A 24,509-nucleotide genomic window follows, 5' to 3' on the forward strand; every position below is an offset into this window, starting at 1 on the left:
AGTTAACAGATTGTCATCTGTCGTGAGAAAGAGGCCGATTCTAGACCAGAATCGGAAAAAACAGAGGCTGGTGAAAAAAGTTGAGCTTTTTGAGCCAGAAATTTCACATTTCTGTCCCTGAACAGGTTTCAGGCCCGCTCGATCAGGCGAATGATCGTTTCGCCGTAGCTACGTTCGTCGACGATCGAGAAGCCGGGGCCGGGATCGAAGGCGGCCGCTGCGCTTTCCTCCACGACGCATAGCGCATCCGCCGCAAGCCAGTCGCCCGCTAGGGCGGAGTGCAGCGCAGCCTCGCCGAGGCCCTTGCCATAAGGCGGATCGGCAAAAACCAGGTCGAAGGGCTGGACGGTGCCAGCCGCTCCCAGCTTGGCAGCATCTCGACGGAAGATCTTGGTGCGGCCGGTGAGGCCGAACGCCTCCACATTGGCGCGGATCAGCCCGCGCCCTTCCGCCGACTCCTCCACGAACATGCAGAATGAGGCTCCGCGCGACAAAGCCTCCAGCCCGAGCGCGCCGGTGCCGGCGAACAGGTCGAGCACCCGCGCGCCCTGCAGCCGGTCGGCGTAGCGATGCGCCAGCACGTTGAACAGCGCCTCGCGGGTGCGGTCCGTGGTCGGCCGAATTGAGTTGGTTCGCGGCGTGGCCAAAGGCCGGCCGCGAAACTCACCGCCGACGACCCGCATCGCCCTTGCCCCCGCGCGGCCCCGATGGACGGTCGTCGCCGCCGCGTGGTCCCCGGCCCTCGTCGCCTTCGCGGCGGGGCTTGCCGAAGCCCGACTTGCCGCCGCCGGCCTTGTCGAAGAAGGGCTTGCCGTGGTGCGGCTTGCCCGGTTTGCGGGCCGGCCCTTCCGACGTTTCGGCGCTCGACTTGCCCTTGCCGATGGGGCGAGCGCCCGGCGCCATCCACACATTGGCCTTCCGCACGCCCGGCGTCTCGAACGGCCGGCTTGCACGATCGCCACCCGGCTTTTCGCCGTGCTTGGACTTGAAACGCGGCTTGTCGCCATGGTCCGGCTTGAAGCCGCGTTCCGGCTTCGTTTGCAGCCGATCGCGCATGTCCCCGCGGTGGCGCAGTTCGTCGCGCCTGCGATTACGCTTGATCAGGCCGCCTTCGCCCACCTCAAGCGACCGCGGCTCACGCGGCGCCCGTGCCGGCGCGCCTGCATCGGCATCCCTGCCGAAATCACGGCTCACAGGCTTGTTGGAGAAGGGCTTGAGGATATCGGCGTCGAAATTCGCGCCTGCTTCCTCGATCAGCCTTTCGCCGAGCTGCTCGCGCAGCAGGCGCCCCTTTAGCTCCTGGATATGGCCCTCCGGCAGCTCTCCGAGCTGGAACGGCCCGAAGGAGATGCGGATCAGCCGCGCGACCTCAAGGCCGAGCGCGCCGAGGATGTTCTTGACCTCGCGGTTCTTGCCCTCGCGCAGTCCGACGGTGAGCCAGGCATTGGTGCCCTGCGTGCGCTCGAGCGAAGCCTCCACCGCGCCGTAGAAGACGCCGTCCACGGCAATGCCTTCCTTCAGCGCCTCAAGCTGCTTTTCGTCAACCTTGCCGTGCACGCGCACGCGGTAGCGCCGGAGCCAGCCTGTGGTCGGCAGTTCCAGCACGCGCGCGAGGCCGCCATCATTGGTCAGCAGCAGCAGGCCCTCGGTGTTGATGTCGAGGCGGCCGACCGTCATCAGGCGCGGCAGGTCGGCGGGCAGAATGTCGAAAACCGTCTTGCGGCCCTCAGGGTCGCGGTTGGTGGTCACCACCCCGGCGGGCTTGTGAAACAGGAACAGCCGCGTCCGCTCGGCCGGCGGGATGACCTCACCGTCCAGCTCGATCCGGTCCTGCGGCATGACGTTGAAGGCAGGCGAGGTCAGCACCTGGCCGTTTACCCGCACGCGCCCTGCCGCGATCAGTTCCTCGGCATCGCGGCGCGAGGCGATGCCCACGCGCGCCAGCCGCTTGGCGATACGCTCGCCCGGCGCTTCTTCCGCCGCGCCGCGGGCGCGATCGAACGGCCTGTGGCCGGCACCTGCCGGCTTGGGCCTCGGTTTTCCGCCTTCGGGTCTCGGACGTCCCTCGAAGCCGCCTTCGCGCGGGGCGCGCGGACGGTCGAACTGCCGCGCCGGCCGTTCGCCACTCTCAGCCTCGTTGCGATTCTCACGCGAAAAACCCTCGCCCCTTTCAGCTGCGCGCTCAAAGCGACCGGGCCGTGGGCCCTCGCGCTTCTCGAAGGGCCGCCCTTCAGGACGCGGCCGTTTCTGAAAGCCGGAACCACCTTCCTCGCGCGGCCTGTCGTCACGCCGAAACTCACGCCTCGGCCGCTCGGCATCGCCTTCGCGCGGCCGGTCGTCACGGCGAAAATCGCGCTTGGGGCGCTCGCCACCGGCAAAGGCATCGTCACGCCGCTTGGCAAAGGGACGGTCGGCGCCATCGCGCTCGCGCTTTACGAAAGGCTTGGCCCCTTCCTCGCGCGGCCTGTCGTCGCGCCGGAACTCGCGCCTCGGCCGCTCGGCATCGCCCTCGCGCGGCCTGTCGTCGCGGCGAAAATCGCGCTTGGGGCGCTCGCCACCGGCCGAGGCGTCGTCACGCCGCTTGGCGAAGGGACGGTCGGCGCCATCGCGCTCGCGCTTTACGAAAGGCTTCGAACCTTCAGCGCGCGGCTTGCCGCCAAAGCCTTGCTTGCCAGCGAATCCAGGTTTTCCGTCCTTGCGCGGCGCGCCATCGCGGCCTCGCGGACCACCCGGCTTGGGCCCGCCCTTGCGCGGGAATTTCTTTCGATCGTCGTCCATGTGGAATATGCCTTTCAGGGGCGGTAGATAACAGGAACACTTCACAGTTGCGAGGGGAATAAGGTTTGAAACGCCCTGATTTCATGGCGCTGGCACTTGCCGAGGCAAGGGCAGCAGCAGCACGCGGCGAAGTACCGGTGGGCGCGGTTCTGGCCGACGGCAACACAGTCGTCGCCACCGCCGGCAACCGCACCCGCGAGTTCAACGACCCGACTGCGCATGCCGAGATGCTGGCGATCCGCGAAGCCTCGCAAAAACTATCGGCGGAGCGCCTCACCGAACTTGATCTCTATGTGACGCTCGAGCCCTGCACCATGTGCGCCGGGGCCATATCCTTCGCGCGCATCCGGCGCCTTTATTTCGGCGCGGCGGACGAAAAGGGCGGCGCCGTGGTCAGTGGCGTACGCTTTTTTTCCTCTCCGACGTGTCATCATGTGCCGGAAGTCTATTCCGGCATCGCCGAATGCGACGCCGCATCGCTGCTCAAGAATTTCTTCCAGTCGCGCCGCGAGATTTGAACGCTAAACGCGCTCAGGCTTACCAGGGCAGAATGTTGCGCCAGCTGCCCTTGTTGGCTGCGGCCTTAAGGCGCCGCTCCTTCTTGTACTCGTCCTCGCCGATGTCCTCGGTCGGCGCGGTTTCGGCCGGCTTCCGATAGTCCAGCGGCGGCTCGCTGAGATATTTGCGCGACGTGGGGCTGCCCTGACGGTTTTCGGCCAAGCGCTTGTTGAACGCCTCGCGCTTGCTCTTTTCATCTTCGGCTTTGCCGATGCCCGACTCGAAGCTGCGCTGCGAGGCGCCGAGCGGCAAGGAGGGAGCAGAAGAAGGCGCGTTGACGTCGCCCTGGATCTCCGGACGCCAGCCGGGATTGTCACGGTTCTGCGTCGCTTCCGCGCGCAGCCGGGCCCGCTGCTGCTCCGGCGACTCCGGCCAGACGCTGTTTTCGGCCGTCACGATGCTGTTCTGCGGCGCCGGCAGGCTCAGCTTTTCGCCCGCCTTGGGCCGCACCAGTTCCGGGCGCGGCTTGTAATCTATGACAGCGCGCTTCTTCGGCGCGACAGAAAGAATACCCGTAACATCGCCGACAAGCTGTTCGCCGGCCGTCTTGTCCGTACCGTAGGTGGGAGAGCCGACGCAGCCAGAAACTGCCAGTCCGGAAACCAGCAACGCCAAAACAGACAGGCGCGCGTGCGTCTTTTCAGTCATGCCGGAAAATTTCACTGCAGTCCGCCTCTCGCTCTCGCCGGTTTCCGGGCGGGCGCCCGGACGTTCCCCATCGACCCTCTTCCGACGGGAATCCGGCGACAATTTGTCGACCGGTGTCCCGCGCTTTTAGCGCAAGCGGAAAGGAAGGGCAACGACCGTGCCGCCGCCCTTCCCGCACCTTCAAATGCGTCCGAGCGCTTCCAGTTCGCGCAGCGCCGCCGCATCCCGCGCCGAAACGTCCGGGAAGCGCGGGTCAGCGCCGATATCTGCGGTATAGCGCCAGGAGCGCGCGCATTTGCGCAGGCCCCTGCCCTCCGCCTTCTCCACCACCACGGCCACGCCCGGCACCTCGCGCAGCGTGAAGGCATCAGCCGGTGCTTCACCGCGCGTGACGACGAGGTCGCTGGTGATGCTGATCTCGGCCATGTCGACGTCGGCGAGAGCCGCCTCCAGAGCGGCATCGGCGATGTAGACGACCGGCACCGCCTCCAGCGAGGAGCCGATGGTCTTCCTTGCCCTTTCCAGCTCGAGAGCGCCGGTGACCACACTGCGCACATGGCGGATCTTGCGCCATTTTTCAGCCAGCGCATCGTTCTTCCATTCGGAAGGAACGGCGCGGAACTGCTCCAGATGCACCGACTCGGACGAGGGATAGCGATCGTTCCAGGCTTCCTCGGTGGTGAAGGGCAGCATGGGCGCCAGCCACGTCACCAGATAGTCGAACAGGTGGCGCACCACCTGCACGGCCGCCTTGCGCTTCACGCTGGAGGGCGCCTCGCAGTAGAGCGCGTCCTTGCGGATGTCGAAATAGAAGGCCGACAGCTCCACAACCATGAAGTCGAGCAGCGCACGGGTGATGCGCTTGAACTCGAAGGCGTCGTAGCCGGTGCGCACCACCTCGTCGAGCTCGGCCAGGCGGTGCAGCATCAACCGCTCCAGTTCCGGCATTTCGGCCAGCGGCACCACTTCGCCGTCGTCGTGGGCGAGCGTGCCGAGCATCCAGCGGATGGTGTTCCTGAGCTTGCGGTAGGCGTCGATATTAGTCTGCAGCACGTTCTTGCCGAGGCGCTGGTCTTCCCAATAGTCGGTCGTCACCACCCACAGGCGCAGGATGTCGGCACCCGACTGCTTGATGACGTCCTGCGGCACCACCGTGTTGCCGAGCGACTTCGACATCTTGCGGCCTTCCTCATCCATGGTGAAGCCATGGGTGACGACGGCGTTGTAGGGCGCGCGGCCGCGCGTGCCGCAGCTTTCCAGCAGCGAGGAATGGAACCAGCCGCGATGCTGGTCGGAGCCTTCCAGATAGACGTCGGCCGGCCATTTGAGATCGGGGCGATCCTCCAGCGTGAAGGTATGCGTCGAGCCCGAATCGAACCAGACGTCCAGGATGTCCATCACCTGCGTCCACGGCTCGTTGGCACGGCTGCCCAGGAAGCGCTCGCGCGCGCCCTCGGCGAACCAGGCGTCCGCGCCTTCCTTCTCGAAGGCTTCGAGGATGCGGGCGTTGACCTCTTCGTCCAGCAGCACATTGCCGTCGGCATCCACGAACACGGTGATCGGCACGCCCCAGGCGCGCTGGCGCGAAAGCACCCAGTCCGGGCGCTCCTCGATCATTGAGCGCAGGCGCGTCTGGCCGGCCGCCGGCACGAAGCGGGTGTCGTCGATGGCCTTCAGCGCGCGCGAGCGCAGCGTGGTGCCGTCGCCCAGTTCCTTGTCCATGTGGACGAACCACTGCGGCGTGTTGCGGAAGATGACCGGCTTCTTGGAACGCCAGCTATGCGGGTAGCTGTGCTTCAGCCGGCCGCGCGCGAACAGCATGTTGCGCTTGATGAGTTCGTCGATGACGGCCTTGTTGGCGTCGCCCTTCTTGCCGTTGTCGTCGATGACGCGCGCCGGCCCGCCCTCGCGATCCGGGCCGAAGCCCGGCGCGTCCTTGGTGAAGAAGCCTGCGTCATCGACGGTGAACGGCAGGCGCGTCTCGATGCCGCGCTTTTCGAGCGCGGCCGCCGCGTCCATCCAGGCGTCAAAGTCCTCGCGGCCATGGCCGGGCGCGGTGTGCACGAAGCCGGTGCCGGCGTCATCGGTTACATGATCGCCGGCGAGCATGGGCACCGGAAACTCGTAACCGCCGCCAAGGCCTTCCAGAGGATGGGAAAGGGTAAGGCTTTCAAGTGCTTCGGCTGAAACATTGCGAAGCCGATTCATAGTGATCTTGGCCTTGGCCGAGGCCTCCTCCGCCAGCGCATCGGCAAAGATCAGCTTTTCGCCGGGTCGCGGACCGAAATCGTTCTCGGCAGCCGTCACCTCGTAGAGGCCATAGCTGATGCGCGACGAATAGTTGACGGCACGGTTGCCGGGGATGGTCCAGGGCGTGGTCGTCCAGATGACGACATGGGTGCCCTCCAGCGCGGGCACGCCCTTCTCGACAGGGAATTTCACCCAGATGGTATCGGATTCGTAGTCCTGGTATTCGACCTCGGCCTCGGCCAGCGCGGTGCGCTCGACCACCGACCACATCACCGGCTTGGAGCCGCGATAGAGCTGGCCGGACTTGGCGAACTTCAGCAGCTCGCCGGCGATCCGGGCTTCGGCGTGGAAGGCCATGGTGGTGTAAGGGTTCTTGAAGTCGCCGATCACGCCGAGCCGCAGGAACTCCTCGGTCTGCACACCGATCCAGTGCGAGGCGAAATCGCGGCATTCCTGGCGGAACTCGTTGACTGGCACCTCGTCCTTGTTCTTGCCGGCGGCGCGGTACTTTTCCTCGATCTTCCACTCGATCGGCAGACCGTGACAGTCCCAGCCCGGCACATAGTTGCTATCGAAGCCGCGCATCTGGAACGAGCGGGTGATGACGTCCTTCAGCACCTTGTTCAGCGCGTGCCCGATATGGATGTTGCCGTTGGCATAGGGCGGGCCGTCGTGCAGCACGAATTTTTCGCGGCCGGCAGCACTTTCACGCAGGCGCTTGTAGAGGTCCATCTTCTGCCAGCGCGCCACGGTGTGCGGCTCCTTCTCCGGCAGGCCCGCGCGCATCGGAAAATCGGTCTGCGGCAGATAGAGGGTCTTGGAGTAATCGAGCTTTTCGGACGTATCGGTCATTGTCTTGCCATCGGATTGCCCGGCGAAAGCTGCCTCGGGCGTTCAATTGTCAAAATATCGGGGAACGGCCAGTCAGGCGCGTAGACAAAACTCCCGGACTTTCGGGCGGCATCAAGCCGTCCGGAAGGCCGGGCCCATAATTCGTATAGCAATCGCCAAGACGGGCACGAGGCATCTCATGGCCGCGCTTTTAAAGGACGCAAGCCGTGGAATAAAGCCCATAATGGAAAAGTGACCGCCTACATGCTGAAATCGAAGCGGTAGGTTGCCGAAATGCCGATCTGGAGCTGGTTGGGCGAGCCACGCTCCCGCACAAGGCTGGAGTCGCGCGCCGAGCCCATGAGCCGCGCGTATTCGCTAAAGAGGCTCGTGGTGATCTTGTCGGTCGTCCTCCAGGTCACGGCACCGCCGAAGCCCAGCGCACGCATGCCGCTTTCCGACTTGAACGGGCTCAGACCCGATGCAGCGGATTCCCTCGGGCTGACGCCGTAATAGGCATCGAGAAACCTGGCGGACGCAACCGACACCCTCGGACCACCGGAGACACGCACGGTCGGCGTGACATCCTCGAATGCGTCGACATGCACGTCGGCCACCACGCCGGTATGCGACCGGAGTCCGTGCCGCACCTCGCCGCGCACGCGCAGCCAGTCGGTCGGGTACACCTCGGCAAACACGCCGGCCTCGGCACCCCAGCGAACCGGATCGAGGCCCTTGAGTTCATCGGCATCGTCGCCATCGCGACCCCAGACGATCTTGCCCACCGGGCCGGCGCGCACCGCACCGGCATCGAACAGCGCAAACGATATGTTGTCATTGCGGGAGGTGAAGCGCGCCTGCGTGCCTGCCCTGCCGAGCGAAACCAGCGGCGAGGCGCCCATGAGCATGTATTTGGCACCTTCGTAATTGGGAGCCACGAAGCCGCTGGCACCCACAGTCAGATACCAGTCGCCGCTGAACCACCCCTCGGCTGCCGCATCGGCCGTGCCGGCCAGCAAGATTGCAGCCGCGCAGGCCACCGAAACCCGATCAAAAGACAATGTCATTTCCGCGTACTCTTTACACAAACGCTTGTGACAGCCGCTTTCGCCGGTGGTCGGTAAAATTTGAATTAACTGCGCCTGGCCGGAGCGCTCTTTCGCATATCGAACAAGCTGTTACTTCACTGGACGGGCCGCCCCAGCGCACTAGCTTCCTGCATGTAAGATCGGGCAGCGCCAACAGCCAATGGAGGCGGCGATGACTTTGCACTCTGAAATGCCTGATGCACTGAGGGAAGCGGTCAGCGAGACCAGGACCAAATGGGGCTGGTTTGTCGCCCTTGGTATACTTCTGCTGATCTTCGGCGGAATTGCGCTTGGAAACCTGTTTATCGCCACCGTCGCTTCAGTGTATTTGGTCGGAACCCTGATGCTCGTCGGCGGCATCGTGGAGATCATCCACTCCTTCGGTGTAAAGACCTGGGGCGGCTTCTTCTGGTGGCTGCTGAGCGGCCTGCTCTACGCCATCGCCGGGTTCCTGGCCTTCTACAACCCGCTGCTGGCTTCGGCGGTCCTGACCTTCCTGCTGGCGGTGAGCCTGATCGCCTCGGGCCTGTTGCGGCTGTGGATCGGCATCAGGAACCGCAGGGAGCGCGGCTGGGGCTGGATCGTTGCCGGCGGCGTTGTGTCGATCATCGCTGGCCTGATCATTGCCAGCGGCTGGCCGGTCAACAGCCTGTGGGTGCTGGGCCTGTTCCTGTCCATCGACCTGATCTTCCAGGGCTGGACATTCATCGCTTTCGGCCTTGCACTTCGCAGCATGATGCCCAGCCACATGCCCCCGGCGAGGGCATGACTGACAGCATCCGGCGAGGTGAGAACGCGAGCGTAGCGGCTTCCTACGCCGCGTCGTTCGCGAAGGTCAGCCGCCGGTCGAGCTCGGAAAGCGGCCTGACCCCGGCAAGCAATGCGCGGGCTTCCTGCTCGTCGCGCTTCATCTGCGCGACGAGCGCGTCAAGCCCGTCAAACTTCTCCTCGCCGCGCAGATAGCCGAACAGCGAGACCCGGCAGGTCTGGCCGTAGAGATCGCCCGAGTAGTCGAAGAGGAAAGTTTCCAGCAGGGGCGCTCCATTGTCGTCCACGGTCGGACGACGGCCGAAGCTGGCAACACCGTCATGCAGAGTGCCGTCGCCTCCGCGGAAGCGCACGGCATAGATACCGTGCTTCAGCGCGGTGCTTTCCGGCAGCGCCATGTTGGCAGTGGGAAACCCGAGTGTGCGGCCAAGCTGCTTGCCGCCGGTCACCTTTGCCTCGACGGTGAAGCGATAGCCCAGCAGGCCGGCCGCTTCCGCCACTTCGCCATCACATAGGAGTTCGCGTATGCGGCTTGAGGACACGATCTCCGCCCCCTCGTCGCGAAATGCGTCCACCAGCGTGACGCCAAAGCCAAGGCGCTCGCCGGCATCCATCAGGTAGGCCGGGCCGCCCTGGCGGTTCTTGCCGAAGTGGAAGTCGAAGCCGGTCACCGCGTGGCAGATGCCGAGCTTGTCGTGAAGTGTCTCGGCTACGAAGCGCTCGGCATCGAGGCTCGCGAATTCGCGTGTGAAGGGCTGCTCGACCACGGCGGCAAAGCCGAGCTCGGCCAGAATCTGAGCCTTCAACGGCGGCGGGGTCAAAAGAAACAGCGGCGTCTCGGGGCGGAACACCATGCGCGGATGCGGATCGAAAGTCAGCACCAGTGCCGGCACTCCGCGCCGCTGCGCCTCCTCCAGCGCCCGGTCCAGAACGGCCTGATGGCCGCGATGCACACCGTCGAAATTGCCAATAGCCACCACGCCGCCGCGCAGCGGCTCTGGCAATCTCTGGGTATCGCAAATGCGCTGGAAGGACTGGCTCATATGCTCTTCTACCGAAGCCTGGGAATGACCGCCAGCGGACGATGGCCGTGCTTTTCGAGGAAATCCGAAAGCCGCTCCAGATCGGGGTTGAGCGCATCGCCATAATCGCCGGCGTGGATGCCGCCGGACACATAGAGCACGTCCAGGCCATTGTCGGCCGCGCCCTTCACGTCAGTCATCATGCCGTCGCCGATGCCGAGCGCCTCTTCGGGGGCAACCTGGCGCCCCAGAACTTCACCGGCTGCGTCAAGCGCGGCGGCATAGATCGGGCGGTGCGGCTTGCCCGAAACAAGAGTTCGCCCGCCAAGCAGCGTATAATCACGTGCCAAGGCGCCGGCGCACCAGATCAGCCTGTCGCCGCGCTCGACCACGATGTCGGGATTGGCGCAGATGAAAGGCAGGTTGCGCGAACGCAGCCGCTGCAGCATCTCGGTATAGTCCTCGGGCGTCTCGACTTCGTCGTCGAACAAGCCGGTGCAAACCACGGCATCCGCCTCGAACTCCTCGACCAGTTCGCAATCGATGCCGTCATAGATGGTCTGATCGCGCTCGGGGCCGAGGTGGAAGATCTTGCGCGGCGCCGTGCGGATCAGGTCACGGGTGACATCGCCGGAGGTGACGATGCGATCCCATGCGTCCTCCGGCACCCCTATCGACGCCAGTTGCTCCACCACCCCGTCGCGCGGGCGCGGCGAATTGGTGATCAGCACAACGGCCAGCCCGTTCTCCCGAGCACGGCGCAAGGCCTCTCCAGCTTCGGGGAAAGGATCGATCCCGTTGTGCAGCACGCCCCAGACATCGCACAGCAGGGCGGCGTAGCGGTCGGTCAGGGCGTCCAGCGTTCCGATCGTTTCGGGCGACCCCGTCATGGCATTTCCTTCACTGTCGTCTTTCGTGGGATTGCTTGGGGCGAATGGCCCGGCGGCCCGGGATTAGCCCAAGCGCCGCAGCGTGTCACCACCTTTCGGTCGGGCCAGGCCCGGCCTGAGCCCCCGGCGAAAGGGAACACGGAACCGGCCGCCGCTGTTCAGGCGGCCCGTCGCGGCATCAATCCATATGGGCGGCGGGCGCGGCTGCCCCGACCGGCGCCACCCTCGGCTTTCGCAGAAGCAGGGCCAGAGGAATGGCGCAGAGCGAGACGATCATCATCAACTTGAAGTCGTTGACGTAAGAAATCATCATCGCCTGCTGCGTGACCAGCCGGTCGATCTGGGCCAGAGCAGCCAGGTTTCCAGACGCCGCGTCCGGCGACAGCGCCTGCAGGCTTTGATTGTAGGGAGTGATGTTGGCGATCAGCTCGGAATGGTTGATCTGCGTGTTCTGGGTCAGCATCACCGTCACCACCGAGATGCCGATGGAAGACCCGATATTGCGCACAAGGCTGAACAGGCTGGTGGCATCGGTGCGGTAGCGCGGGTCGAGCGTTGCGAAGGCAACCGTCGACAGCGGCACGAAAACCAGCCCCAGACCGAGCCCCTGCACAACGCCGGTAACGATGATCAGGTGGGAGTCCATCTGCGGCGAGAAGCCGGACATCGTGTAGAGCGACTGCGCCGTCAGCAACAGGCCGGTGACGACCAGAAGCCGAGCGTCGATGATACGCACAAGCCGCCCGACCATGAGCATCGAGATCATGGTGCCCACACCGCGCGGCGCCATGATCAGGCCAGTGGTGATGGTCGGATAGTTGAACAGCGTCGACAGCATCGGCGGCAGCAGCGCCAGGCTTGCCAGCAGGATGACGCCGATGACGAAGATGAACACCAGGCCGGTCGCGAAATTGCGGTCCTTGAAGATTTTCGGGTCGATGAAGGTGTTCTGCCCCGTCAGCAGATGCACGATGAAGACCCAGAAGCCGATGATCGCGAGGCCCAGTTCGATCCAGATCTCGACCGAGGAGAACCAGTCCACCTCGGCGCCGCGGTCGAGCATGAGCTGCAGCGCGCCAACGCCCAGGCTGAGCATGGCGAAGCCGAAGAAGTCGAAACCGCGCAGACGCTTGGCCACGGCCGGCAGATAGGCGGCGCATCCGAGGAAGGCGATGATGCCGACCGGCAGGTTGATGAAGAAAACCCAGCGCCAGTTGAAGCTTTCAGTCAGCCAGCCGCCCAGCGTCGGGCCGATGATGGGGCCGACCATGATGCCCGCGCCCCACAGCGCCATTGCCTGGCCGTGACGTTCCTTCGGGTTGATGTCGAGCAGAAAGGTCTGCGACAGCGGCACGATCGCGGCGCCGAACACACCCTGGAGCAGGCGGAAGGTCACCATGCTCTCCAGGCTCCATGCAACGCCACAAGCCATGGAGGTGATGGTGAAGCCCACGACAGAGGTGAGGAAAAGTTCCTTGCGCCCGAAACGGTCAGACAGCCAGCCGGTCACCGGCGTCATGATGGCGGCTGCAACGATGTAGGAGGTCAGCACCCAATTGATGGTGTCGGCCGACGCACCGAGGTCGCCCACCATCGAAGGCAGCGCGACGTTCGCGATCGTGGTGTCGAGCACCTGCATGACCGTCGCAAGCATGATCGACACCGTTATCAGTCCCCGGTGTGGGACCTCGGCGTGGGTTGTCGGGCTCATGGGTTAGGACCTGAAATGCGGACGCCATCTCGGAAGGCGCCCGCTGGATTTTCCTGTTACTTCACGTTGTCGGCTGCGACCGCGCTGGACAGCAGCCCCGGCAAGCCGCGGGCGACGCCGGTATCCACCGTCACGGTGGCGCTCATGCCGGTGCGCAGGGCGACATCCAGATGATCGGTGTCGACCTTCAGCCGCACCGGGATGCGCTGGGTAACCTTCACCCAGTTGCCGGTCGCGTTCTGCGCCGGCAGCAGCGAAAACTCCGCGCCCGTGCCTGCGCCGATCGCCTCGACCGTGGCCTTCAGCGGATGGTTGGGATAGGTGTCGAGCGTGACTTCAGCCTTCTGCCCCGGCTTCACATTGGTGAGCTGGGTCTCCTTGAAATTGGCGTCCACCCACAATTCGTCCGTCTCGACCAAGCTGAACAGCGGCGTGCCCACTCCGACGAACTGGCCCACCTTGAACGAAGAGGCCTGGGCAATCATGCCGTCGGCCGGGGCGCGCACGGTCGTCTGCTCCAGCGCGTAGGCTGCGTTGTCGCGCGTCGCCTGCGCGGCGAGCACGGTCGGGTGCTTGTCGGTTTCTATGTCGGGATTGCCACCGAGGGCGGCACGCGCGCTGGCGATACCCTGAACCGCGGCGGCATGCTGCTCTTGCGCCTTGGCCAGGTCGCGGCGCGCCTGATCCAGGTTCGATTTCGAGCTGAAGCCGCGGCTTTCGAGCTCCATGCTGCGATTGAACTGCGACTGGAGATAGGTCACGTCACCGGCGGTCACGCGCTCCTGCGCCACCGCTTGGCTGTAGGCGGCCCGCAGCTGCTCGACATTCAGCTTTGCCGCTGCCAACGCGGCGTCCGCCTGCGCCAGAGCGATGCGATACGGCTCCGGGTCGACGACGAAGAGAACGTCTCCCGCCTTGACCATCTGGTTGTCGGCCACGTTCACGCTAATCACGCGGCCAGCCTCCTGCGAGGCAATCGAAACCTTGGCCTGGCGCAGGTTGGCGTTGTCCGTTTCCTGGTAGCGTCCCCCGGTCACCCAGACGTAGCCGCCGCCAACGACCAGCGCCAAGGGCAGCGCGAGCATGAGGAACATGCGGCCTGCACGGCGCTTTCGCACCGGCTTTGCGGCCTGTTGATCAGCTTGGGCAACGGTCACCTTCGGCGAGAGCTTTTCCGCTTCGACCTCGGTGACATGGTCGTTGAGTTTCGAAACGGCATTCATCCTGTTGCACCCTTTAACAATGTCTGCTTGTGGTCCGGCGCTTCGGCGTCGGAAAGATTTTCAATGATCTTCGCAAGCCCACGGAGAACCCCCTGGCGCTCGCTGGGCGAAAGGCCGGTCAGTGCCTGCTCGAACACGTCCCCGGCCACTGCCCTGATCGCTCCAAATGCTTCGCGGCTTTTTTCGCTCGGAAAGATCATCCGCACGCGCCGATCGGCAGCATCCTGCCGCCGCTCAATCCAGCCGCCTTCCTCCATTCGGTCGAGCAGCCGCGACACGCTGATCGGCTCGACTTCGAGCAATTCAGCCAGGCGAGCCTGCGCGACCCCTTCATCCTTCACCACGCGCACCAGCAGCCGCCATTGCGCCGAGGAAAGTCCATATTCGCGACCCAGCTTCTCAAAGCGCCTGCGCATCAAACGCCCCGCGTCATGAATGAGAAAGCCGAGCCTTTCCGTACCTTCGAATTCCATGAGCGCGATATATTATAAGCATGCTTAGCATTCAACAGCCGTCTTGCGGGGATCGCAAAGATTTGACTCGCCAGCTCAAAGGGTAACGCCTCGATCCGCCGCCCTCTTTCCAGAGGCCCAACAGCAGCGCACATCAGCAGGCAACAGTTGCTCCGGCAGCACACGAGGCGCTGGCCCGGCGTTCCTCTCGAATCCTTGGTTTGCAAGCGTGGAACAGGTCCCGCCCTGGCAACTCAGCCTCCAGCTGGACGGAGCAGACTGATGCGCTCCCTCAAAGCACGCGACCGGACTGCACGCACCGGCAACTTGAAACGGCGCGCTATTTCGGACGGCCGCAGTTGCTCGGCCGCCAGCCGCCGCAGCTTGTTGATGTCCCTTTTGGTCCAGTACTTGTACTTGCCCCACCGCTTCATCTTGCTGGTGGGCACGCCGGCGCGCTCAGGGCAACGTCGCGACGACCCACTTTCCACAGCGAGAGAGATCGCAGCCTGCGCGGCAGGCAATTCGGTTTCGGTGTCCAGCGACATCGTTCAATCCAGCCCGAGAGGGCGCGCGCGAGGACCGCGCAACGCGAACTCAGGCCGGATGAACTGCCAACCGACCGTTACGGTCATAAAGGCCCACGTACATCTGAGTGGGATATTTATGCTGCAATTCACAGGTGTTAGCAATCGCCGCGTTTGGCCTTCGCCCGACCTGCGGCTTCTTGACTCCGAAACGGCCCCGGCTTATTTGATCCTCGCGTTAGCACTCCATCCCAACGAGTGCTAACGCTGGTCCGGGAAGCCCGGACGGAGGAATCGTTCAACATCCGCACCAAGGATAACCAAAATGGCAAAGTCGAATTTCCGCCCGCTTCATGACCGCGTGGTCGTTCGCCGGGTCGAGTCTGAAGAGAAGACTGCTGGCGGCATCATCATTCCGGACACCGCGAAGGAAAAGCCGCAGGAAGGCGAAATCGTTGCCGTCGGCTCGGGTGCTCGCGACGACTCCGGCAAGGTGGTTCCGCTGGAAGTCAAGGCCGGCGACCGCGTTCTGTTCGGCAAGTGGTCGGGCACCGAAGTCAAGCTCAATGGCGAAGACCTTCTGATCATGAAGGAATCCGACATCATGGGCATCATCGGCTGAATTCAGCAACCGCACCCATAGAATTTTGAATTTCGGGTCCGGAAACGGCCCGCTCCAGGAGCTTAGAAATGGCTGCTAAAGAAGTAAAGTTTTCCCGCGATGCCCGTGAGCGCATGCTGCGCGGCGTCAACATCCTTGCCGACGCGGTGAAGGTGACGCTTGGCCCGAAGGGCCGTAACGTTGTCATCGACAAGTCGTTCGGTGCCCCGCGCATCACCAAGGACGGCGTGTCGGTCGCCAAGGAAATCGAACTTGAGGACAAGTTCGAGAACATGGGCGCCCAGATGGTGCGCGAGGTCGCTTCGAAGACCAACGACATCGCCGGCGACGGCACCACGACCGCGACCGTTCTGGCCCAGTCCATCGTCCAGGAAGGCCACAAGGCGGTTGCCGCCGGCATGAACCCGATGGATCTGAAGCGCGGCATCGATCTGGCCGTTTCGGAAGTCGTGGCTCACCTCGTCAAGAGCTCGACCAAGATCAAGACCTCGGAAGAAGTCGCCCAGGTCGGCACCATCTCGGCCAACGGCGAGAAGGAAATCGGCGAGATGATCGCCGAGGCCATGCAGAAGGTCGGCAACGAGGGCGTCATCACGGTCGAGGAAGCCAAGACCGCCGAGACCGAACTCGAGGTCGTCGAAGGCATGCAGTTCGACCGCGGCTACCTGTCGCCTTACTTCGTGACCAATCCGGAAAAGATGGTCGCCGATCTGGAAGACGCCTACATCCTGCTGCACGAGAAGAAGCTCTCCAACCTGCAGGCCATGCTGCCGGTTCTGGAAGCTGTAGTGCAGACCTCCAAGCCGCTGCTCATCATCTCGGAAGACGTCGAAGGCGAGGCTCTGGCCACGCTGGTCGTCAACAAGCTGCGTGGCGGCCTGAAGATCGCCGCCGTCAAGGCTCCGGGCTTCGGCGACCGCCGCAAGGCCATGCTGGAAGACATCGCCATCCTCACCGGTGGCCAGGTCATCTCCGAAGACCTCGGCATCAAGCTCGAGAACGTCACGCTCAACATGCTGGGCCGTGCCAAGAAGGTGTCGATCTCCAAGGAGAACACCACCATCGTCGACGGCGCCGGCCAGAAGGCCGAGATCCAGGGCCGCGTTGCCCAGATCAAGCAGCAGATCGAAGAGACCACTTCGGACTACGACAAGGAGAAGCTGCAGGAACGCCTCGCCAAGCTGGCCGGCGGCGTTGCCGTGATCCGCGTCGGCGGTGCGACCGAGGTCGAGGTCAAGGAGCGCAAGGACCGCGTCGACGACGCCCTCAACGCGACCCGCGCGGCCGTCGAGGAAGGCATCGTTCCGGGTGGTGGCGTTGCGCTGCTGCGCTCCTCGCTCGCCATCAAGGCGGAAGGCGAGAATGCCGACCAGGCCGCTGGCATCAACATCGTGCGTCGCGCTCTGCAGGCTCCGGCCCGCCAGATCGCCTCGAACGCTGGTGACGAAGCCTCGATCGTGGCTGGCAAGATCCTCGAGAACAAGTCGGCTACCTTCGGCTACAACGCCCAGACCGGCGAATATGGCGACATGATCGCGTTCGGCATCGTCGACCCGGTCAAGGTTGTCCGCACCGCTCTGCAGGACGCCGCTTCGGTCGCTGGCCTGCTGGTCACCACCGAGGCCATGATCGCCGAAGCCCCGAAGAAGGACTCCGGCGCCGGCATGCCCGGCATGCCCGGCGGCGGCATGGGCGGCATGGGCGGCATGGATTTCTAAGGAAATCCATAAAGCACGCCCATTGCATCCAAAGATGCTCAAGCCCGCAAGCGGGCTTGAGTGGCGGCATGGATTTCTAAGGAAATCCATAAAGCATCAGGCTTACGGAAAGGGCGCCCTTGCGGCGCCCTTTTTGTTTGCGCAGCGCCGATTCGCCCCTGCCCCACGCGAAGCAATCTCGCAACTTTTTGCGTTGAAGGCCGTTAGCCGACGCCAACGAAAAAACTCGGGAGATACGGACATGGTGAACAAGGACCAGATCAAAGGCGTCGCAAAGCAGGCCAAGGGCGCTGTCGAGGAAGCCGCCGGGAAGCTCACCGGCAACAAGCGCACCGAGGCTGAGGGCAAGGTCGACAAGGTGGCCGGCAAGATCCAGAAGGGCTATGGCGACGCCAAGGAAAAGGTCAAGCGCACGCATTGAGCGTCTTGTTCTGGTAGCGGCGGGAGAAAGGCGGGCTTCAAGGCGCGCCTTTCTTCCTTTGGTCGCCTGGTCCTCACACGCCGCGATGGTCCGCCCAGGCTGGCGAGGCGCACTTCGGTGCTGATGCCGGCGGGGCAAGCTCCTGACAACACCGGATTGACAGAACCGGGCAACGGTTCCGTTATGAAACAGGAAAGCCTGCCGAGAGGGTCATGACCGAGAAACTTGTGATACGGAGACCCCCGGAGCGATCTAGGTCGTTCTCGCCCGTGGTCGAGCTAAGGCGATACACGCTCCACAACGGTCGCCGCGAGGACCTTATCCGCATCTTCGACGGCTATTTCATCGAAAGCCAGGAAGAGGCCGGCATGGATGTGATCGGCCAGTTCCGCGACCTCGACTGGCCGGACTGCTTCGTCTGGCTGCGCGGGTTCGATGACATGGTCTCGCGCAAGGCGGCGCTGGAGGCTTTCTACGGCGGTCCGGTTTGGGCGGCGCACAAGGATGCCGCCAATGCTACCATGATCGACTACAGCGACGTGCTGCTGCTGAAGCCGGCATGGGCGGGGTCCGCGTTCGATCTTGCCGGAAGCGTGCGCGACGAATTGGGCAAACTTGCTTCCTTCACGGTCTTGTCAGCCGTGATCTTCCACATCGCGCCGGAAACCGAGTCAGAGTTCGTGGCACTCATGGCGGAAGAAGCCGCACCGCTTCTCACCCAGCATGGCGGCCCGCCGATAGCTGCCTTCGTGACCGAACACGCCGAAAACACCTTCCCTCGCCTGCCGGTGCGGGACGAAGAGAACGTATTCGTCTTCTTTCAGCGCTTTGCCGACGCCCTGGCCCATGCCCGCCACGAAGCCGCCCTCGAAGCCGACCCCGTCTGGACGCAAGACCTCCTTCCGCGGCTGAAAAGGCATTTCACCCGGCCTTCGGAACGGCTTCGGCTGGCGCCCACGGCCCGTTCCCTGCTTTGAACCGATTAGGTTCGGCGTGCTTCCCACTCTGCACTTGAAGCCTATTGTGCAAAGCGGTAGGCCGTTGCCAGCGTTATAAAAATTTCCCGGAGGCGGCCTCATGAGCGCTCAAACAACCAGAACTGAAACCGATACTTTCGGGCCCATCGAAGTCGCGACCGACCGCTATTGGGGCGCGCAGGCGCAGCGTTCGCTTGGCAACTTCAAGATCGGCTGGGAGAAGCAGCCGCTGTCGATCGTGCGGGCGCTGGGCATCGTCAAGCGGGCAGCCGCCGAAGCCAACATGGCGCTCGGCAGGCTTGACCCTGCCATCGGCGACGCCGTCGTCAAGGCTGCGCAGGAAGTCATCGACGGCAAGCTCAACGATCACTTCCCGCTGGTTGTCTGGCAGACCGGCTCCGGCACCCAGTCCAACATGAATACCAACGAGGTGATCTCGAACCGCGCCATCGAGATGCTGGGCGGGGTTATGGGCTCGAAGAAGCCGGTCCACCCCAACGACCACGTCAATATGAGCCAGTCGTCGAACGACACCTATCCGACGGCCATGCACATTGCCTGCGCGGAACGGATCATCCATGACCTGCTGCCGGCGCTGAAGCACCTGCACGCGTCGCTGGATGCAAAGGCCAAAGCCTTCGACCACATCGTCAAGATCGGCCGCACCCACACGCAGGATGCCACCCCGCTGACGCTTGGGCAGGAATTCTCCGGCTATGCCGCGCAGGTCGCCTCCTCCATCAAGCGCATCGAGATGACGCTGCCCGGCCTGTGCGAGCTGGCGCAGGGCGGTACCGCGGTGGGCACCGGCCTCAACGCGCCGGTCGGCTTCGCCGAGAAGGTCGCCGAGCGCATCGCCGACATCACCGGCATCGACTTTGTGACGGCGCCGAACAAGTTCGAGGCGCTGGCGGCCCATGATTCCATGGTGTTCAGCCACGGCGCCATCAACGCCGCCGCCGCTGCGCTGTTCAAGATCGCCAACGACATCCGCTTCCTCGGCTCGGGCCCGCGCTCGGGGCTGGGCGAACTGTCGCTGCCGGAAAACGAGCCCGGCTCTTCGATCATGCCCGGCAAGGTCAACCCGACCCAGTGCGAGGCGCTGACGCAGGTCTGCGTGCAGGTGTTCGGCAACCATGCCTCGATCACCTTCGCCGGCAGCCAGGGCCATTTCGAGCTCAACGTCTACAACCCGTTGATGGCCTACAATTTCCTGCAGTCGGTCCAGCTGCTGGCCGACGCGGCGATCTCGTTTACCGACAACTGCGTGGTCGGCATCGAGGCGCGCGAGGACAACATCAAGGCCGCGCTCGAGCGCTCGCTGATGCTGGTCACGGCTCTTGCGCCGACCATTGGCTATGACAATGCCGCCAAGATCGCCAAGACCGCGCACAAGAACGGCACGACGCTGCGCGAGGAAGCGGTGGGTGGCGGCTATATCAGCGAAGCGGACTTCGACCGCCTGGTGCGGCCGGAGGACATGACCCGTCCGGGCTGACCGCTCGCCTGATCCCTCGGGACGACCAATCCGCACTCCGGCGGGCAGCTGTGCACGCCGGAGTGCGATTAGGTGTGAATCGGTATACAATGCGTTCGGAAGTTTCGATCTCGTCTTGAAACCAGTTCCGCGTTACTCCGCGTCATCGAACATCGTCTCAGGGGAAGAAACATGCCCAACAGTGCCATCGTACTCCTCGGCCGCATTTTGCTGTCGATCATCTTTATCCTCGCCGGCTACGGCAAGCTGACCGGCATCGCCGGTACCGCACAGTATTTCGCCAGCTACGGCCTGCCCGTGCCGACTGCCACGGCCGTGATCGTCGGCCTGATCGAGCTCCTCGGCGGCCTTGCCGTTCTCATTGGCGTTCAGACCCGCATTGCTGCCTATGTGCTGGCACTGTTCTGCGTTGCCTCGGCCTTGGTCGCGCACATGAACTGGGCCGACGCCGGGCAGCTCATCAATTTCCAGAAGAACCTGGCCATGGCCGGCGGCCTCCTGGTCCTTGCCGCGTTTGGCCCGGGTGCCTATTCGGTCGATGGCCGGCGCGCCTAACCGAAAGCAAGCACACGCTTCAGCAAAAAGGCCCGGTTCGACCGGGCCTTTTTCGTTGGACGACCTGGCGTCACTTCCCAGCCACGAAGGCCGGCTCGCCTTCCACGGCCATAACGAGCTTGCGCCCTATCAGCTTGCCAAGTTGCCCGAGCCGCCCTGCCGGGCGCTCTCCGAGCAAGTCGCCGAACTCCGTCGGGATCACCAGCGCCAGCACCCCATCGTCGCGTTCTTCCCAACGCAGTTTGGGGATAACCCCCGGCATCGAGGCCGAGAGGAGATAGACGACCCGGAACAGCGCGCCCAGCAGCCGGGCCCGCTCCAGATAACGAGGCGTGGCCAGCGACCTGAGTTCGGCGGCGCCGGCATCGTTGGAAATGCCTTCATGGCGATAGAGGCTGGCCAGCGCCAGATAGGCACGGCCAGGATGGTCGACGCCGATGAATGAGGCATGCGCGATGATGTTGAGCGACTGCGTGCCCCGATACTCCGGGTGCGCGCGCCAGCCGATGTCTGCCAGCAGGCAGGCCGCCTGGCGATAGCGGGCTTCGTCCTCAGTCTCGTCGACGCCGAAAGCAGCGAAGGACTGGCCGGTCCAGCGCGCCAGCTCATGCGCATGGGTGACCGAACGGGCGCGCAGCACCGCCAGTTCCTCCGACGCGGAAATGAGGGGGTCGAGCTTCTGTTCGCGCGGCGACAGCAGCGAGTAGAGGAAGCCCTCGCGCACGCCATGGGCCGAAACCACGACCTTGGACGGCTTCATCTTGGCGATGATCTCGAGCAGAACGGCCGCGCCGTATGGCAGGAGCGCGCGCCGGTTCTTGGACACGCCTTCGATGCCCTTCATCTTGTCGACATCGCCCTTGGCGACCTGGCGCAGGAAGGGCAGGCAGCTTTCGATGCTCATTTCATAATGATGCATGACGCTGAGCGGATAGTTCGTCATGTTCATATGCAGCCGGGCAAGGTTACGCCACGTGCCCCCCACTGCGTAGAACACCCTGCCCTGCCCCCGCCTCAAGAGCCTGGCCCGGGTCATCTCCTCGCGGGCAATACGTGCCGCAGCGGCAAGCGAGTTCCTGGCCATGTCCTGCAGGCGGAGGCCACCCAGTGGCAGCGTTATGCCGTCGCCGATATTTTCGCCTTCGACCTCGACCAATTCGAGACTGCCACCGCCAAGGTCGCCCACAATGCCGTCGGCCGGGTGGAAGCTCGACAATACGCCGAGGGCCGAATAGTGGGCTTCCTCGCGGCCGCTCAGAACGCGGATCTCAGTGCGCAGGATCTTCTCGGCGCGGTGGATGAAGTCCAGGCCGTTTTCCGCCTCTCGCGCCGCGGCAGTGGCAATCACATAAAGGTCGCCGGCGCCGGCCTGGTCCGAGAGTGCGCGAAATCGCCCGAATTCCTCTATGGCGCGGGTAACCGCCTCGGGGTCGAGCTTTCCTGTCGCAACAATGCCGCGCCCCAGCCCGGCGAGCATCTTCTCGTTGAACAGGATGGTGGGCGAGCGGGCGATGCCCTCATAGACCACCAGGCGAATCGAGTTCGATCCGATATCTATGACGGAAATCGGTCGGCGATCCTGCAATCGCCCCTGGGATCGTGCGATCATCAGGAGGGTTAGCCCTGGATAGCTAGGGTTTTCTTGCGGCGCTTGAACTGCGCGATGCGCTTGGGCGCATGCGACTTCAAGGCGTCGCCCCGTCCTGACAGGCTAGGATTGGTCATGAAGTATTCCTGCGCGTTGAACGGTTCTTCGCCCTCGTCCGGCACGATGCGCCGCGAGGTACCGTCTGCCAATACTTCGAAACTTTGCTGGTTGTCCATGATATTTCCCAGCATGATCTGGCCCAGCACCTGCTCGTGCACGGTCGGATTCAGGATGGGAACGATCGTTTCGACACGGCGATCGAGGTTGCGCGGCATCAGATCGGCCGAGCCGATATAGACGATGGCATCGTCGGATGGCAGGCCGTGGCCATTGCCGAAGCAATAGATGCGGCTGTGCTCGAGGAAGCGGCCGACGATCGATTTCACCCGGATGTTCTCCGACAGGCCGGGCACCTGCGGTCTCAGGCAGCAGATGCCGCGCACCACGAGGTCGATTTCCACGCCGGCAAGGCTGGCATCGTAGAGCGCGTCGATGATGATGGGGTCGACCAGCGAGTTCATCTTCATCCAGATCTGCGCCGGGCGGCCAGCCTTGGCATGCGCGACCTCGTCGGTAATGTGCTTGAGAATGCGGCTCCTGAGCGTCAGCGGCGACATCGCCAGCAGCATCTCTTCGGTCGGCTGCGCGTAGCCGGTGATGAAGTTGAAAAGCTGCGCCACATCCCGGGCGATATGCGGGTCGGTGGTGAAGAAGGAAAGGTCGGTGTAGATGCGCGCCGTGACCGGGTGGTAATTGCCGGTACCCAGATGCACGTAGTTGCGCAGCCGGCCCTCCTCCCGGCGGACCACCAGCGACATTTTCGCATGTGTTTTCAATTCGATGAAGCCGAACACCACCTGCACGCCGGCGCGCTCCAGGTCGCGCGACCAGCGGATGTTCGCCTCCTCGTCGAAACGCGCCTTCAACTCCACCAGCGCCGTGACAGACTTGCCCGCTTCCGCGGCGTCGATCAGCGCGCGAACGATGGGGCTGTCGTTTGAGGTCCTGTACAGCGTCTGCTTGATCGCCACCACATCGGGATCGGCCGCTGCCTGGCGCAGGAACTGCACCACCACGTCGAACGATTCGTAAGGATGGTGGACGATGAAATCCTTCTCTCGGATTGCGGCGAAGCAGTCGCCGCCATGGTCGCGCACGCGCTCGGGGAAGCGCGGGTTGAAGGGCGGGAACTTCAAGTCGTCGCGCGGAAGCGCCACGATCTCCGATATCTGGCTGAGTGCCAGCGGCCCCGTCAGCACGCTGATGCGCGAGGGCGACACACCAAGCTCGGTGGCCACGAACTCGCGCAGTTCGTCCGGCATCTGGTTGTCGAATTCGATGCGGATCACCTGGCCGCGCCGGCGCCGCTTCAGGGCCGTCTCAAAGAGCTGGACCAGGTCCTCCGCTTCCTCCTCCACCTCGATATCGCTGTCGCGAATGATGCGGAACGTGCCCGCGCCCTTGACCTCATAGCCGGGGAACAGCTTTCCGATGAACAGGTTGACGGTGGCTTCCAGAGGAATGAAGCGCACGCAGCTCTTGCGTGACGGCAGCCGGATATAGCGCTTCAGCGCCGGAGGAAGCCGCAGCAATGCCGTCATTTCCTCGCCGCTGTCGCGCTGGCGAAGCTGCAAGGCGATGGAGAAGCCAAGATTGGGGATGAAAGGGAACGGATGCGCCGGGTCGATCGACAGGGGCGTCAGAACCGGGAAAATCTGCTCCAGGAAGTGTTCTTCCAGCCAGGCCTTCTCGTCCTTGTTCAACGCGTTGCCCGCGACGCTTTCGATACCCTCCTTTTTCAGGAGCTCCGCCAGGCTGGACAAGCTCTTCTGCTGATCCTCCTGCAGGCGCTCCACCTCCACCAATATCTGTTCGAGCTGCTGCTCGGGCGTGCGGCCGTCGGGGCTGCGGACAGCTATCCCCTGCCGGACCTGACCGGCGAGGCCCGCCACACGCACCATGAAGAACTCGTCGAGATTGGCGGCGGAAATCGACAGGAAGCGCACTCGCTCCAGCAGCGGATGCCGCTGGTTCTGCGATTCTTCCAGCACTCGGCGATTGAACTGAAGCCAGGAGAACTCACGATTGACAAATCGGTCCGGGTTGCCGGAAGAAACGTCGCCGTCGGCAGTGCTTACGGTAGTGAATTCGGTCTGGACCGGCCTGAGTTCGTTCATTTCCCTCTTTATCCTTTTACGGCGCTTCGCCGCTTGTTGCGCCTAGCTTACCTCCTGACAGGGATTTGCGACAGTTTGATTTCGCACGGCTTGCAAAGCGATTGGCGAAGCACCAAACCCCTGCTATGAGCAGGCTGCAAGTGACAG

General features: G+C 63.8%; 21 protein-coding genes. 8 read left to right on the forward strand and 13 right to left on the reverse strand.

All coding sequences use genetic code 11. From position 1 onward, the window contains the following. Positions 1–128: 128 nt before the first annotated feature. Positions 129–683, reverse strand: coding sequence for a 16S rRNA (guanine(966)-N(2))-methyltransferase RsmD (gene rsmD, locus AC3A4H_RS00520; RefSeq protein WP_487764950.1), 555 nt, complete (start codon positions 681–683; stop codon positions 129–131). Then, positions 664–2,778 carry a pseudouridine synthase gene (locus AC3A4H_RS00525; protein ID WP_487764951.1) on the reverse strand — a complete coding sequence of 705 codons (2,115 nt, stop codon included), beginning with the start codon at positions 2,776–2,778 and terminating at the stop codon, positions 664–666. The genes rsmD and AC3A4H_RS00525 overlap by 20 nt, the downstream gene beginning before the upstream one ends. 65 nt (positions 2,779–2,843) lie before the next feature. Here AC3A4H_RS00525 and AC3A4H_RS00530 point away from each other — a divergent pair, with 65 nt between their 5' ends. Further along, a complete protein-coding gene (locus AC3A4H_RS00530) occupies positions 2,844–3,296 on the forward strand; it encodes a nucleoside deaminase (RefSeq protein ID WP_487764952.1) in 453 nt (150 codons plus the stop codon). Positions 3,297–3,315: 19 nt separating this feature from the next. Here AC3A4H_RS00530 and AC3A4H_RS00535 read toward each other — a convergent pair whose 3' ends face one another. The 3 genes from AC3A4H_RS00535 to AC3A4H_RS00545 form a co-directional block, all read right to left on the reverse strand. Next, entirely contained in the window at positions 3,316–3,984 is a 669-nt protein-coding gene (locus AC3A4H_RS00535) for a hypothetical protein (RefSeq protein WP_487764953.1), read from the reverse strand. Positions 3,985–4,164: 180 nt separating this feature from the next. Further along, complete coding sequence (gene ileS / locus AC3A4H_RS00540; protein WP_487764954.1) at positions 4,165–7,086, reverse strand: isoleucine--tRNA ligase; 2,922 nt, start codon at positions 7,084–7,086, stop codon at positions 4,165–4,167. A gap of 239 nt (positions 7,087–7,325) precedes the next feature. Next, positions 7,326–8,132, reverse strand: a complete 807-nt coding sequence (locus AC3A4H_RS00545; protein WP_487764955.1) for a MipA/OmpV family protein — start codon at positions 8,130–8,132, stop codon at positions 7,326–7,328. A gap of 193 nt (positions 8,133–8,325) precedes the next feature. Between AC3A4H_RS00545 and AC3A4H_RS00550 the strand changes: the two genes are divergently transcribed. Further along, complete coding sequence (locus tag AC3A4H_RS00550; RefSeq protein WP_487764956.1) at positions 8,326–8,922, forward strand: HdeD family acid-resistance protein; 597 nt, start codon at positions 8,326–8,328, stop codon at positions 8,920–8,922. A 43-nt stretch (positions 8,923–8,965) separates the two neighbouring features. Here AC3A4H_RS00550 and AC3A4H_RS00555 read toward each other — a convergent pair whose 3' ends face one another. From AC3A4H_RS00555 to AC3A4H_RS00580, 6 genes are all read right to left on the reverse strand, one after another. Then, complete coding sequence (locus AC3A4H_RS00555; protein WP_487764957.1) at positions 8,966–9,964, reverse strand: bifunctional riboflavin kinase/FAD synthetase; 999 nt, start codon at positions 9,962–9,964, stop codon at positions 8,966–8,968. 8 nt (positions 9,965–9,972) lie between these two features. After that, entirely contained in the window at positions 9,973–10,833 is an 861-nt protein-coding gene (locus tag AC3A4H_RS00560; protein ID WP_487764958.1) for a TIGR01459 family HAD-type hydrolase, read from the reverse strand. Positions 10,834–11,011: 178 nt separating this feature from the next. Beyond that, the gene (locus AC3A4H_RS00565; protein WP_487764959.1) at positions 11,012–12,544 is read right to left on the reverse strand and encodes a DHA2 family efflux MFS transporter permease subunit; all 1,533 of its coding nucleotides are present in this window, start codon (positions 12,542–12,544) and stop codon (positions 11,012–11,014) included. Between the two features lie 56 nt (positions 12,545–12,600). After that, the gene (locus AC3A4H_RS00570; protein ID WP_487764960.1) at positions 12,601–13,767 is read right to left on the reverse strand and encodes an HlyD family secretion protein; all 1,167 of its coding nucleotides are present in this window, start codon (positions 13,765–13,767) and stop codon (positions 12,601–12,603) included. Further along, positions 13,764–14,240: a MarR family winged helix-turn-helix transcriptional regulator gene (locus tag AC3A4H_RS00575; protein WP_487764961.1), complete on the reverse strand. Its 477-nt coding sequence runs from the start codon at positions 14,238–14,240 to the stop codon at positions 13,764–13,766. The genes AC3A4H_RS00570 and AC3A4H_RS00575 overlap by 4 nt, the downstream gene beginning before the upstream one ends. 233 nt (positions 14,241–14,473) lie before the next feature. Then, positions 14,474–14,767, reverse strand: a complete 294-nt coding sequence (locus AC3A4H_RS00580) for a hypothetical protein (RefSeq protein ID WP_487764962.1) — start codon at positions 14,765–14,767, stop codon at positions 14,474–14,476. Between the two features lie 304 nt (positions 14,768–15,071). Between AC3A4H_RS00580 and groES the strand changes: the two genes are divergently transcribed. From groES to AC3A4H_RS00610, 6 genes are all read left to right on the forward strand, one after another. After that, positions 15,072–15,368: a co-chaperone GroES gene (gene groES / locus AC3A4H_RS00585; RefSeq protein ID WP_348778455.1), complete on the forward strand. Its 297-nt coding sequence runs from the start codon at positions 15,072–15,074 to the stop codon at positions 15,366–15,368. Between the two features lie 68 nt (positions 15,369–15,436). Further along, positions 15,437–17,086: a chaperonin GroEL gene (gene groL, locus AC3A4H_RS00590; RefSeq protein WP_348778454.1), complete on the forward strand. Its 1,650-nt coding sequence runs from the start codon at positions 15,437–15,439 to the stop codon at positions 17,084–17,086. A gap of 241 nt (positions 17,087–17,327) precedes the next feature. Then, positions 17,328–17,507: a CsbD family protein gene (locus tag AC3A4H_RS00595; protein ID WP_348778453.1), complete on the forward strand. Its 180-nt coding sequence runs from the start codon at positions 17,328–17,330 to the stop codon at positions 17,505–17,507. 212 nt (positions 17,508–17,719) lie between these two features. After that, positions 17,720–18,484 (forward strand): NIPSNAP family protein, encoded by a 765-nt coding sequence (locus AC3A4H_RS00600; RefSeq protein ID WP_487764963.1) that lies wholly within the window; start codon positions 17,720–17,722, stop codon positions 18,482–18,484. Positions 18,485–18,584: 100 nt separating this feature from the next. After that, positions 18,585–19,982: a class II fumarate hydratase gene (gene fumC, locus AC3A4H_RS00605; RefSeq protein ID WP_487764964.1), complete on the forward strand. Its 1,398-nt coding sequence runs from the start codon at positions 18,585–18,587 to the stop codon at positions 19,980–19,982. Between the two features lie 171 nt (positions 19,983–20,153). Continuing rightward, positions 20,154–20,537: a DoxX family protein gene (locus tag AC3A4H_RS00610; protein ID WP_487764965.1), complete on the forward strand. Its 384-nt coding sequence runs from the start codon at positions 20,154–20,156 to the stop codon at positions 20,535–20,537. A gap of 70 nt (positions 20,538–20,607) precedes the next feature. Here AC3A4H_RS00610 and ppx read toward each other — a convergent pair whose 3' ends face one another. Together ppx and AC3A4H_RS00620 are read right to left on the reverse strand one after the other, a co-directional pair. After that, complete coding sequence (gene ppx, locus AC3A4H_RS00615) at positions 20,608–22,146, reverse strand: exopolyphosphatase (RefSeq protein ID WP_487764966.1); 1,539 nt, start codon at positions 22,144–22,146, stop codon at positions 20,608–20,610. A gap of 8 nt (positions 22,147–22,154) precedes the next feature. After that, a complete protein-coding gene (locus tag AC3A4H_RS00620) occupies positions 22,155–24,362 on the reverse strand; it encodes an RNA degradosome polyphosphate kinase (protein WP_348778448.1) in 2,208 nt (735 codons plus the stop codon). Positions 24,363–24,509 lie beyond the last annotated feature (147 nt).

It is taken from the genome of Pseudaminobacter sp. Soil_N_29, from assembly GCF_057656055.1.

Excerpts from the sequence above, each read along its gene's own strand:
- AC3A4H_RS00555 (WP_487764957.1), bottom strand. The coding sequence starts at position 9,964 with ATGAGCCAGTCCTTCCAGCGCATTTGCGATACCCAGAGATTGCCAGAG.
- ppx (WP_487764966.1), bottom strand. The coding sequence starts at position 22,146 with ATGATCGCACGATCCCAGGGGCGATTGCAGGATCGCCGACCGATTTCC.
- AC3A4H_RS00575 (WP_487764961.1), bottom strand. The coding sequence starts at position 14,240 with ATGGAATTCGAAGGTACGGAAAGGCTCGGCTTTCTCATTCATGACGCG.
- AC3A4H_RS00545 (WP_487764955.1), bottom strand. The coding sequence starts at position 8,132 with ATGACATTGTCTTTTGATCGGGTTTCGGTGGCCTGCGCGGCTGCAATC.
- AC3A4H_RS00610 (WP_487764965.1), top strand. The coding sequence starts at position 20,154 with ATGCCCAACAGTGCCATCGTACTCCTCGGCCGCATTTTGCTGTCGATC.
- fumC (WP_487764964.1), top strand. The coding sequence starts at position 18,585 with ATGAGCGCTCAAACAACCAGAACTGAAACCGATACTTTCGGGCCCATC.
- AC3A4H_RS00535 (WP_487764953.1), bottom strand. The coding sequence starts at position 3,984 with ATGACTGAAAAGACGCACGCGCGCCTGTCTGTTTTGGCGTTGCTGGTT.
- groES (WP_348778455.1), top strand. The coding sequence starts at position 15,072 with ATGGCAAAGTCGAATTTCCGCCCGCTTCATGACCGCGTGGTCGTTCGC.
- AC3A4H_RS00525 (WP_487764951.1), bottom strand. The coding sequence starts at position 2,778 with ATGGACGACGATCGAAAGAAATTCCCGCGCAAGGGCGGGCCCAAGCCG.
- rsmD (WP_487764950.1), bottom strand. The coding sequence starts at position 683 with ATGCGGGTCGTCGGCGGTGAGTTTCGCGGCCGGCCTTTGGCCACGCCG.
- AC3A4H_RS00620 (WP_348778448.1), bottom strand. The coding sequence starts at position 24,362 with ATGAACGAACTCAGGCCGGTCCAGACCGAATTCACTACCGTAAGCACT.
- ileS (WP_487764954.1), bottom strand. The coding sequence starts at position 7,086 with ATGACCGATACGTCCGAAAAGCTCGATTACTCCAAGACCCTCTATCTG.
- AC3A4H_RS00560 (WP_487764958.1), bottom strand. The coding sequence starts at position 10,833 with ATGACGGGGTCGCCCGAAACGATCGGAACGCTGGACGCCCTGACCGAC.
- AC3A4H_RS00550 (WP_487764956.1), top strand. The coding sequence starts at position 8,326 with ATGACTTTGCACTCTGAAATGCCTGATGCACTGAGGGAAGCGGTCAGC.
- AC3A4H_RS00595 (WP_348778453.1), top strand. The coding sequence starts at position 17,328 with ATGGTGAACAAGGACCAGATCAAAGGCGTCGCAAAGCAGGCCAAGGGC.
- AC3A4H_RS00570 (WP_487764960.1), bottom strand. The coding sequence starts at position 13,767 with ATGAATGCCGTTTCGAAACTCAACGACCATGTCACCGAGGTCGAAGCG.
- groL (WP_348778454.1), top strand. The coding sequence starts at position 15,437 with ATGGCTGCTAAAGAAGTAAAGTTTTCCCGCGATGCCCGTGAGCGCATG.
- AC3A4H_RS00580 (WP_487764962.1), bottom strand. The coding sequence starts at position 14,767 with ATGTCGCTGGACACCGAAACCGAATTGCCTGCCGCGCAGGCTGCGATC.
- AC3A4H_RS00565 (WP_487764959.1), bottom strand. The coding sequence starts at position 12,544 with ATGAGCCCGACAACCCACGCCGAGGTCCCACACCGGGGACTGATAACG.
- AC3A4H_RS00600 (WP_487764963.1), top strand. The coding sequence starts at position 17,720 with ATGACCGAGAAACTTGTGATACGGAGACCCCCGGAGCGATCTAGGTCG.